Here is a 10,638-nt window from a genome sequence, read left to right as displayed (position 1 = left end):
GCCGCAGCGTGGTGCTCGTGCAGATTGCTCGTCCGAACTGCTCACCCGAGTTGCTCGTCCGAGTTGCCCGGGCGAACTGCTCGCTCAAGTTGCTCGGGCGAGTTGCTTGCCCGCATTGCCCGGGCAAGTTGCTCACCCGAGTTGCTCGGGTGAGTTGCTTGCCCGCGTTGCTCGGGTGGGCTGCTCAGGTGAGTTGCTCGGGCGGGCAGTTGGTGCGTGGTGCGAAAGACAGCTCTGGGGTGCGTCGGGCGGGCCGCTGCCACTGCGGCCCACCCGACGGGGGGCCTACTGGCCCTTGAGGACGGCCTCGATCTGGGTGAGGACGTCGATGGACGTGCCGTAGCGGTCGGTGGTGGCGTAGGTCAGCGGGACGACCTTGCCCGCCTTGACGGCCTTGAGGTTCTGCCAGGACGGCTGCTTGTCCAGGTCCTTGGTGTCCTGCGGGACCTCGCCGGTGGCGGCCATCTTGGGGATCAGGATGACGTCGGCGTCGGCGAGCACGTCGAGCTTCTCCACCGAGTAGGTGACCTCGTGGTCGGTGGTGTCGGCGGACGCCTGGGAGAACTTGGCGCCCGCGTCGTTCAGCACCCGGCCGACCCAGGAGGTCGCGGTGTCGACCAGGAACTCGCCGCCGCCGTAGGAGGAGGCCATGGTCCACTTGATCGAGTTGAGCTTGTCCGCGTAGTCGGTCTTGATCTTCGCGGCCTTGGCCTCGTAGTCGGACTTCAGCTTCTTGAACTCCGCCTCCTTGCCGACCGCGGTGGCGATCTTCTCCTGCGCGTTCAGCAGGTCGACGGGCTTGTCGATGCCGAAGTACAGGGTGGGGGCGATGCCTTCGAGCTTGCTGACGCCCCAGTCGAACGCGGTGGCGCCCTCGACGATGATCAGGTCGGGGCGCAGCGAGGCGACCTTCTCGATGTTGATCTCGATGCCGGAGCCGATCGGCTCGATCTTCTCGGCGGCCTCGGTCTGCGAGGGCAGCAGTTCCATCGGGTTGTTCTCGTCGATGGTGCTGGTGCCGACGGGCTGCACGCCGAGGTCGAGCAGTGCGCCCGTGGCGTAGGAGATGCTGACGATCCGCTGGACGCCGGCCGGGACGGTGACCTTGCCGTTGGTGGCTTCGACGGTGACCGGTCCGGCGGTGTTGACCGCGCCGCCGCTGGCGCCCGGTGCGGCGTCCTTGCCGCTGTCACCGCTGGAGCCGCAAGCCGTGGCGGCGAGCGCGACGGCGGCGGCCGCCGCGAGGGCTCTGGCGGTGCGGGAGGTCAGGGCGCGGGTGTTCATGGTTCTCCGTAGGTTGGGCTGGTGAGGGGGAAGTCCGGGCGCGGGTCGAGCACCGGCAGCTCCGGGCCGAGTACCGGTCACGCGCGGGCCGAACGCCGGTCAGGCGCGGGCCGAACGCCGGTCAGGCGCGGGTCAGGTACGCGGACCAGGCGAGCAGGGTGGGCGCGGTGCCGAGGTCGGCGAGGTCGGCGAACTCGACCCGGGCACCGCGGGCGCGCCAGGTCTCGACCAGGTGCATCACCCGCATCGAGTCGAGTCCGAGGTCGCGCAGGTCGTCCTCGTCGCGGATGTCCTCGGGGTCCTCGCCGAGCAGTTCGGCGATCTCGGCGCGCAGCGTGTCGGGGTCGAACCCGGCCGAGGAGGAGTCGGCGGGGGCGGGTCCGGCGGGTCCGGCAGGTGAGGTCATGTCAGGTGTTCCGTTCGGGAGTTGACGACTGGTCAGCCGATGCCCGCCGCGGCGACGGCGCCGCGGGCCCGCAGGTCGCGACCGGCCCGGCGCAGCAGCATCGAGTCGCGGATCTCACCGGAGCGCACGGCCAGCGTGGACAGCAGCGAGGAGGTGATGCCGTGGGTGTGCTCGGTGCCGCCCTGCAGGTAGATGCCGACGTCGAGGTGGTCGTCGGTGAGGAGCCGGTGGTCGCGGTCGACCCGCAGGCGGCCCTGTTCGTCGGTGCGGCAGGCGGCGGCGAGCTGCTCGCCGAGCAGTGCGCGCGGGTCGACGTGGGTGTAGCCGGTGGCGAGCACCACCGCGTCGCACTCCAGCACCTGTTCGCGTCCGGTGGTCAGCGAACGGACGTGCGCCCGGGCCCCGTCGGCGCTCTCCTCGGCGCCGGTGAGCCGGGTGGCGTTCAGGATCCGCAGGCGTTCGCGTCCGGCGACCTTCTCCTGGTAGGCGGTGCGGTACAGCGCCTCGATCAACTCGCCGTCCACGACGGAGTAGTTGGTGTTGGCGTGCTGGGCCAGCAGGGTCCGCTTGGCGGTCTCGGGCGCGGCGTAGAACTCGTCCACGGCGGACGGGTCGAAGATCCGGTTCGCGAACGGGCTGTCGTCGGCGGGGCTGTAGCCGTACCGGGTGAGGACGGCGCAGATCTCCGCCTCGGGGAAGGTGCGGTGCAGGTACTCGACGGTTTCGGCGGCGGACTGGCCGGCACCGACCACGGCGATCCGCCGGTGCCGGAGCGGGCGTTGCGCCAACTCCGGTGCGCGCAGCAGCAGATCGCGGGTGTGCCAGAGGTGTGCGCCGGGGCGGACGCCTTCGGGGAGGCGGGGGGTGAGGCCGGTGCCGATCGCGATGTTGCGGGCCCGGCGGACCTGGCGGGCGCCGCCGCCGAGCGCTTCGGAGACCACCTCGACCTGCCCGGTGCGGCCGTCGGGGCCGGTGACCGGGCAGATGCCGGTGACGGTGCGGGCGTAGCCGACCCGGTCGGCGAACTCGGCGGCGCACCACTCGAAGTAGTCGTGGAACTCCAGCCGGGTCGGGTAGAAGGTCTTCAGGTTGATGAAGTCGGCGAGGCGGCCGCGCTCCTGGAGGTAGGCCAGGAAGGTGAAGCGGCTGCGCGGGTCGCGCTGGGTGACCAGGTCCTTGAGGAAGGACACCTGCATGGTCGCGCCGTCCAGCAGCATGCCGCGATGCCAGCCGAAACCCTCTTGGCGTTCCAGGAAGTTGACCCGGAGCGGGGGTTCGGCGGCGGCCCGGTTGTGGTCGTCGACCGCGATCGCGAGGGCGAGGTTGGCGGGGCCGAAGCCTATGCCGACCAGGTCGTCGACGTCCCCGTCCGTGCGGACCGCCTCGTTCTCCAGCGACATGCGCGTCCTTCCCTCTCCCCGGTACCGACACGACGGGGACGGGTGGACCCGCACCCCCTTTTACTTTGGTAAGGCTTACCTAACTTCTCTTATCGTGGGTGGCTGAGTCAAGTTCAGCCCGCACCGTGGCCAGCGACTTTGCTCACCCCGACCGGTCGGGCCGCCCCACCCGGGCGCCCCACCCGGGCACCCCGACCGCGGCACCCCGACCGCGGCACAACGCCCCGGGCGCACTACCGGGCGGCGAGCACCGCAACCGGCTCCGCGCCCGTACCCGGGTCCACAAGCAGCTCCGCACCCGACTCCGCGCCCACGCCCACGCCCACGCCCACGCCCACCACCGGATCGCGCACCACCCTGGTCCCGGGCGCAGCCGGGCCGAACGCCCGCAGCACCGCGTCGGGCACCCGCCCGTCCAGCACCCGCACCTCGCCGACCCCGGCGCGCAGCGCGGCCAGGCAGGCCGCCATCTTGGGCACCATGCCGCCCGCCAGGTCGGGCAGCATCCGGGCGAGCTCCTCGGCCGCCAACTCCTCGATCGGGCCGCCCTGCGGGGGCCAACTCCGGTACAGGCCGGGCACGTCGGTGAGCATCAGCAGGGCTCGCGCGCCGAGCGCACCGGCCACCGCGGCGGCGGCCGTGTCGGCGTTCACGTTGTAGACGGCGCCGTCCGAGCGGTCGGCGGCGGGGGCGATCGAGGACACCACCGGGATCCGGCCGTCCGAGAGCAGCGAGGCCAGCAGTCCGGTGCGCACCTCGGCGACCTCGCCGACCAGGCCGAGGTCGACCGGTCGGCCGTCCGCGCGGCCCCAGCGCTTGACGGCGGCCAGGGTCCCGGCGTCCTCGCCGGTGAGGCCGACCGCGAACGGGCCGTGCGCGTTGATCAGGCCGACGAGTTCGCGCTGCACCCGGCCGGCCAGCACCATCCGGACCTCGTCCACCACTTCGGGCGTGGTCACCCGCAGCCCGCCCGCGAACGGTGCGCTCACGCCGAGCCGACCCAGGTGGGCGTCGATCTGCGGACCGCCGCCGTGGACCACCACCGGGCGCAGCCCGGCGTACCGCAGCAGCACCGCGGAGCGGGCGAAGGACTCCTTCAACTCCCGGTCCACCATGGCGTTCCCGCCGAACTTCAGCACCACCGTGGCGCCCCGGAAGGCCCGCAGGCCGGCCAGGCAGGACAGCAGGTCGGGGCCCGTGTCCGACGGTTCCGCGCCCAGTCCGGCCATCACGTGCCTCCCACCCTCGCCTCGCCGCCCCGGTCAGTTAGGCAAGGGTTACCTTACATGCCGCTCGGGATGCCGCCCAGTACGCCCCCGGCGGGGTGCGCCACGCACGGAGAGAGCGCTCTCACGAGACTCCGGCCGTCAATCCGGCCTCAGCTTTCAAGATCTGAAGGGGAGTTGCGGTCAAAGGTCCGAGAAATCCACCGTTCTTTGACATTGCCATGCCGATATCCCGTCCGTACGATTCAGGCCAACCGGCGGAGGCGCCCCGCCGCAGAGAGCGCTCTCAGACAAAGGATTCCACCATGGCTGCTGCCCCACGCACGCGCCGTTGGCCCCTCGGCGGATTCGGGCTCCTCCTCGCCACCGCCCTGCTGGCCGCCGCACCGTTCGGCTCCACCCCCACCGGCACCGCCCCCGACGCCCTCACCCCGCTGGCCGCCGCACCGGTGGCCGCCGCCACCTGGGGCGACGACTTCGACGGACCGGCCGGATCGGCCGTCGACCCCGCCAAGTGGACGCTGGAGACCGGCGGTTCGGGCAACGGCAACCACGAGCTGCAGTACTACACGGCGGGCGCCGCGAACGCCGCGCTGGACGGCCAGGGCCACCTGGTCATCACCGCCAAGCGCAACACCGACGCCGGACTGTCCTGCTGGTACGGCACCTGCCAGTACACCTCCGCCCGGCTGAACACCTCCCGCACCTTCACCCAGGCGTACGGGCACTTCGAGTCCCGGATCAAGATCCCGCGCGGGCAGGGCATCTGGCCCGCGTTCTGGATGCTCGGCAACGACCTCTCCACCGTGGGCTGGCCCAACAGCGGCGAGCTCGACATCATGGAGAACATCGGCCGCGAGCCCGGCACCGTCCACGGCACCATCCACGGCCCCGGCTACTCCGGCGCGGCCGGCATCGGCGCACCGTACAGCCTGCCCGCCGGGCAGTCCTTCGCCGACGCCTTCCACACCTTCGCGGTCGACTGGAGCCCCACCGCCATCACCTGGTCCGTGGACGGCACCGCCTACCAGACCCGCACCCCTGCCGACCTGGGCGGCAACCGCTGGGTGTTCGACCACCCGTTCTTCCTGATCCTCAACCTCGCGGTCGGCGGCGACTGGCCCGGCAACCCCGACGGCTCCTCCACCTACCCGCAGACCATGACCGTCGACTACGTCCACACCAGCACCTGGGGCGGCAGCACCGGCACCTACACCGGACGGATCACCGGCCCCGGCGGCATGTGCATGGACGTGGCGGGCGGCTCCAGCGCCGACAGCACCCCCATCCAGCTGCACAACTGCACCGGCAGCGCGGCCCAGCAGTGGACGGTCGGCACCGACGGCACCGTCCGCGCCCTCGGCAAGTGCCTGGACGTCGCCGCCGCCTCCCACAACGACGGCGCGGTCATCCAGCTCTACACCTGCAACGGCACCAGCGCCCAGCAGTGGACGCACCGCTCCGGCAACGACCTCCTGAACCCCGGCTCCGGCAAGTGCCTGGACTCCCCGAACGGCTCGGCGGCCGACGGGACGAGGCTCCAGCTGTGGACCTGCAACGGCACCGGCGCGCAGAAGTGGATATTCGGCTGACGGCACGTCAGTGACGGCGCGTCACCGGTGCCACGTCACCGGTGCCGCGACACCGATCGCCGCACCGCCGACCACGGGCCGCCCCCACCCGGCCCCTCCCCGGCGCGGCCGACCGTCCCTCGGCACCTACCACCGGTCGGCCGCGCCCCCGCACCACCCCGCACCACCCCCCGCACCGCGCCACCCCGCACCCGAGAGGACTCCCCCACGCCATGACGCCCCGTCACGCGGCGAAGCTCTCCCGCCGCACCCTGCTGACCGCCGCCGCGCTCGCCCTGCCCGCGAGCTACCTGGCGGTCGGCGGCCAGGCCCAGGCGCAGACGCCCGCGACCCTGCCGCTCGACCTCGCCAACACCACCGGCAGCAACACCGTCTACGCCTACGTGGTCGGCCGCGACCCGGCGGCCGGTGGCGGGTGGGCCTTCCTGCAGGCGGACGGTTCCAGCCTGTACCACCCGCCGAACCCGGCCAACGACCAGACGCCGCTGGGCGTGGACTGCGCGATCGCGCTGAACGCCTCCGGGGCGGCGCCGCGCCGGGTGACGCTGCCGCACCTGGACAGCGGGCGGATCTACTTCTCGGTCGGCGCCAAGCTGACCTTCCTGATGAACCGCGGCGGCGGGCTGGCCCTGCCCTCGGTGGTCAACCCGACCGACCCGAACATCGGCGTCCGGCACGACTTCTGCGAATTCACCTTCAACAACGACCAGTTGTTCGGCAACATCACCTTCGTCGACATGGTCTGCCTGCCGATCGCCTTCCAGTTGGAGGTCTCCGGCGGCGCCACCCAGACCGTGCGCGGCCTGCCGTCCGACGGCCTGGCCAGGGTCGCGTCCGCGCTGCGCGCCCAGTCGGGCGTCGACGGTTCGGACTGGAGCAAGCTGGTGGTCAACCGTTCCGGCGCCGACCTGCGGGTGCTGGCGCCCAACCTGGCGATCCGCGGCAACGGCGCCCTGTTCAGCGGCTACTTCGAGCCCTACGTCGACCAGGTGTGGAGCAAGTACGCGAGCACCGACCTCCGGATCGACACCCAGTACACCTGGGGCGCGTTCACCGGCCGGGTCAGCGGCAGCACGCTCAACTTCCCCGGCGCCGGGTCGTTCGCCAAGCCGTCCACGCTCGCGATCTTCTCCTGCAGCGACGCGCCGTTCACCACCGGCAACGACCTGATGGGCAACCTGAGCGCCCGCCTGGCCGCCGCGTTCAACCGCACCACGCTGCTCAGCAACCCCAACCAGCCCACCGGCGAGAACCCGGCGACCTTCTACACCCAGGCCCGCACCAACCACTACGCCCGGATCCTGCACTCCACCACGCCCGACGGCCTCGGCTACGCCTTCCCGTACGACGACGTCCACCCGGCGGGCGTCGACTTCGAGGGCAAGGTGCAGTCCGGCGCACCCACCCGCTGGGTGATCACCGTCGGCGGCCTGGCGGGCAGCGGCGGCGACGGCGGCAGCACCACCCCGCCCCCCACCGGCGGCGGCAGCGCGTTCGCCACCGTGCAGGCGGAGTCGTACGCCGCACAGTCGGGTGCGCAGACCGAGGCGTGCTCCGACACCGGCGGCGGTACGGACGTCGGCTGGCTGGCCAACGGCGACTGGCTGCGCTACACCCTGGACTTCGGCACCACCGGCGCGACCCGGATCGACGCCCGGGTGGCGTCCGGCGCGGCCGCCGGGGTCAGCGGCCTGGTCCAGGTCCGCCTGGGGAGCCCCACCGCCACCCCCGTCGGCAGCTTCGCCGTGGGCAACACCGGCGGCTGGCAGACCTGGCGGACCGTCCCGGCCGACCTGAGCCGGATCACCGGCGTCCGGGACGTGTACCTGACCTTCAGCAGCGGCCAGCCCGCCGATTTCGTCAACCTCAACTGGTTCACGTTCTCCTGACGCACCGCCGGTTACGTCAGGCGGCACGCGGGGCGCCCCGCCCCCCATCCGGGGCGCCCCCGTTCCACCGAGGGCAGGGCGGCACCGTCAGGACCGCACCGTCAGGACCGCACCGTCGAGACCGCACCGTCAGAACGGCACCGTCAGGACGGCACCGTCAGGACGGCGTCGCACCGGCCCGTTCGACCTGGCTGAGCGGGGCGGCCAGCGATTCCAGGCTGCGGCGCTCGGCCCGGACGCCGAGGAAGGCCTCGACCAGGCCCGCGGCCGTCATCAGGGCCGCGCCGATGCAGAACGCGAGGGTGGCATCGCCGACCTCGCCGCTGCTGACCAGGCCGTTGAAGAGCAGCGGGCCGGAGATGCCGCCCGCCGCCGTGCCGACCGCGTAGAAGAAGGCGATGCACAGGGCGCGGGTCTCCAGCGGGAAGATCTCGCTGACGGTCAGGTAGGCGGCGCTCGCCCCGGCGGAGGCGAAGAACAGCACGGCCGTCCAGCAGGCCGTCATCCCGACGGCGCTCAGCGAGCCGTGCTGGAACAGCCAGGCGGTGCCGAACAGCAGGACGCCGGAGCCGATGTAGCTGCCCGCGATCATCGGTTTGCGGCCGACCGAGTCGAAGAAGTGGCCGAGCAGCACCGGGCCGAGGAAGTTGCCGACCGCGATCACCGCGAAGTAGTAGCCGGTGTCGCCCGCGGGGACGTCGAAGAACTGGGTGAGGATCACCGCGTACCCGAAGGTGATCGAGTTGTAGAGGAAGGACTGTCCGATGAACAGCGACAGGCCCAGGATCGTGCGGCGCGGGTAGGTGGAGACCAGGGTGCGGGCGATGGTGACGAAGCCGATCGGGCCGCGTTCGCGGATCGCGATCGGCGGTTCGTCGACCGGCGGCAGGGGCTTGCCGCTCTCGCGTTCGACGATCGCCTCGGCGTCGCGGACGATCGCCTCCGCCTCCTCGCCCTTGCCGTGCGTGAACAGCCAGCGCGGGCTCTCGGGGACGTGCCGGCGCACCAGCAGGATGACCAGGCCGAGGACCACGCCGATGCCGAAGGCCAGCCGCCAGCCGACGTCGGTGGCGAACAGCGAGGTGTTCAGCAGCGCGATGGAGGCGAACGCGCCGAGCGCCGCGCCGATCCAGAAGCTGCCGTTGACGATCAGGTCGACCCGGCCGCGGACCCGGGCCGGGATCAGTTCGTCGATCGCCGAGTTGATGGCCGCGTACTCGCCGCCGATGCCGAAGCCGGTGAAGAACCGGCAGACGAAGAAGAACCAGGGCGTCCAGGACAGCGCGGTGACGCCGGTCGCGAGGAGGTAGACGGCGAGGGTCAGCATGAACAGCTTCTTGCGGCCCAGCCGGTCGGTCAGCCAGCCGAAGAACAGGGCGCCGCAGCAGGCGCCCGCCACGTAGATCGCGGCGGCGACGGTGGTGACCTGGGCGGTGCTGATCGCGATGCCGCTGCCGGGTTCGGCGAGGCGGGCGGCGAGGTTGCCGACGATGGTGACTTCCAGGCCGTCCAGGATCCAGACGGTGCCCAGGCCGATCAGGATCCGCCAGTGCCAGGGCGACCAGGGCAGCCGGTCGAGCCGCGCGGGGACGTCGGTCTCGATGACCGCCGGGTCGCCCGGGCGGCCCGGGCTGCCCGAGCGGTCCGAGCGGTCCGAGCGGTCCGAGCGGTCCGGGTCGCCTCCGGCCCCGGCGGTGCGGTGTTGCGGTGCGGACATCACGACCTCCGTCGTTCGGCCGCACGCCCGGGCCGTCCGGGCGCGCCGGGGGCGCGTCTGCCCCGCCGGGGCCCGGACACACCCCCCGGTTCAGGCTGCGCCGGGGGCGCGGAGGCGTTCGAGCAGCTCCGGTACGCCGGCCAGGCGGCGGTGCCGGGTGAAGGCGGGGGCCAGGCCGCGGGCCAGGGCGGCGCAGCGCGGGGCGTCGATCCGGGTGGCCAGGTCGAGGGACTCGGCGGTGGCGGCGAGGGCCTGTTCGACCTCGCCGGTGCGCAGGTGGGTGCGGGCCTGGTAGGCGAGGAAGACGCCGCGGGTCTTGGCGCGGGCGGGCGGGAGTTGGGCGAGTCCCTCGGCGATCCGGGCACGGGCGGCGGCGGGGCGGCCGAGGTCGAGCAGGCAGCGGCCGGAGTCGACGGCGAGGTCGGCGGGGCCCATCCAGCCGCACCAGGCGGGGGCCGGGCCGGGGGCGGTGGCGGTGGCGGTCAGGGACAGTTCGGCGGCGGCCAGATCGTGGCGGCAGGCGGCGGGGTCGCCGAGGGCGGCGTGGGCGCGGGCCCGGCGGAGCAGCAGCAGGGCGCGGGCGGTGGGGTGGCGGGTGCCGGTGAGCGCGTAGTCGAGGCGGTCGGCGGCGGCGCGGGGGTGGCCGAGCCAGGTGGACTGGTAGGCGGTGTCGGCGAGGACCCCGGCGCACCGGTCGCGGTCGCCCGCGGCGTGGGCGGACTGCAGGGCGAGTTCCCACAGGCGGCTGGCGGCGGGGTGGCGGCCCTGGTCGAAGCGGTGCCAGCCGCAGGTGGTGGCGAGGGCGGCGGCGAGGCGGTGCAGGCGTCGTCCGGTGCGTTCGTCGTAGCGGCCACCGGTGATCAGGGCGCGTACGGTGGCGAGTTGGGCTTCCACGCGGCGGTGGGCGCGGGCGCGTTGCTCGGTGGGCAGGGCGGCCAGTCCGTGGCCGCCGCGTTCCAGCCAGGTGACGAACTCCTCGTCCACCCGCGTCCCGCCGAGCAGTGCTGCCAGCCGTCCGGGTTCGGTGGCCCCGCCCGGTACGGCGAGTGCGGCCAGTGAGGCCGCGCCGAACCCCACGAAACTGCGACGGTCCACGGCGTCTCCCGGTACGTCTCGGCGTCCGC

At 72.9% G+C, this 10,638-nt stretch carries 8 protein-coding genes; 2 read left to right on the top strand and 6 right to left on the bottom strand.

Features of this window, described 5'->3' with window-relative positions; all coding sequences use genetic code 11:
* Positions 1 to 285: 285 nt before the first annotated feature.
* The 4 genes from OO57_RS07865 to argB all read right to left on the bottom strand — a co-directional run bounded on the left by OO57_RS07865 (position 286) and on the right by argB (position 4,319).
* A complete protein-coding gene (locus tag OO57_RS07865) occupies positions 286 to 1,284 on the bottom strand; it encodes an ABC transporter substrate-binding protein (RefSeq protein WP_033251569.1) in 999 nt (332 codons plus the stop codon).
* 121 nt (positions 1,285 to 1,405) lie between these two features.
* A complete protein-coding gene (locus OO57_RS07860; protein ID WP_081973527.1) occupies positions 1,406 to 1,690 on the bottom strand; it encodes a phosphopantetheine-binding protein in 285 nt (94 codons plus the stop codon).
* Between the two features lie 32 nt (positions 1,691 to 1,722).
* Positions 1,723 to 3,090: a lysine N(6)-hydroxylase/L-ornithine N(5)-oxygenase family protein gene (locus OO57_RS07855; RefSeq protein ID WP_033251568.1), complete on the bottom strand. Its 1,368-nt coding sequence runs from the start codon at positions 3,088 to 3,090 to the stop codon at positions 1,723 to 1,725.
* Between the two features lie 233 nt (positions 3,091 to 3,323).
* Positions 3,324 to 4,319: an acetylglutamate kinase gene (gene argB / locus OO57_RS07850; protein WP_063737513.1), complete on the bottom strand. Its 996-nt coding sequence runs from the start codon at positions 4,317 to 4,319 to the stop codon at positions 3,324 to 3,326.
* Between the two features lie 302 nt (positions 4,320 to 4,621).
* Between argB and OO57_RS07845 the strand changes: the two genes are divergently transcribed.
* Both OO57_RS07845 and OO57_RS07840 read left to right on the top strand, forming a co-directional pair.
* The gene (locus tag OO57_RS07845; protein WP_033251567.1) at positions 4,622 to 5,908 is read left to right on the top strand and encodes a glycoside hydrolase family 16 protein; all 1,287 of its coding nucleotides are present in this window, start codon (positions 4,622 to 4,624) and stop codon (positions 5,906 to 5,908) included.
* 212 nt (positions 5,909 to 6,120) lie between these two features.
* A complete protein-coding gene (locus tag OO57_RS07840; RefSeq protein WP_033251566.1) occupies positions 6,121 to 7,797 on the top strand; it encodes a glycoside hydrolase family 64 protein in 1,677 nt (558 codons plus the stop codon).
* Positions 7,798 to 7,954: 157 nt separating this feature from the next.
* Here the strand turns inward: OO57_RS07840 and OO57_RS07835 are convergent, their stop codons facing one another.
* Both OO57_RS07835 and OO57_RS07830 read right to left on the bottom strand, forming a co-directional pair.
* Positions 7,955 to 9,514 carry an MFS transporter gene (locus OO57_RS07835; RefSeq protein ID WP_234337258.1) on the bottom strand — a complete coding sequence of 520 codons (1,560 nt, stop codon included), beginning with the start codon at positions 9,512 to 9,514 and terminating at the stop codon, positions 7,955 to 7,957.
* Positions 9,515 to 9,604: 90 nt separating this feature from the next.
* The gene (locus tag OO57_RS07830) at positions 9,605 to 10,609 is read right to left on the bottom strand and encodes a hypothetical protein (protein WP_033251565.1); all 1,005 of its coding nucleotides are present in this window, start codon (positions 10,607 to 10,609) and stop codon (positions 9,605 to 9,607) included.
* Positions 10,610 to 10,638: the final 29 nt, after the last annotated feature.

The organism is Kitasatospora phosalacinea (assembly GCF_000717185.1).
Classification (GTDB): domain Bacteria; phylum Actinomycetota; class Actinomycetes; order Streptomycetales; family Streptomycetaceae; genus Kitasatospora; species Kitasatospora phosalacinea_A.
Note: the sequence above shows the minus strand (reverse complement) of the source record. Positions and strands in the feature narration are given on the sequence as shown.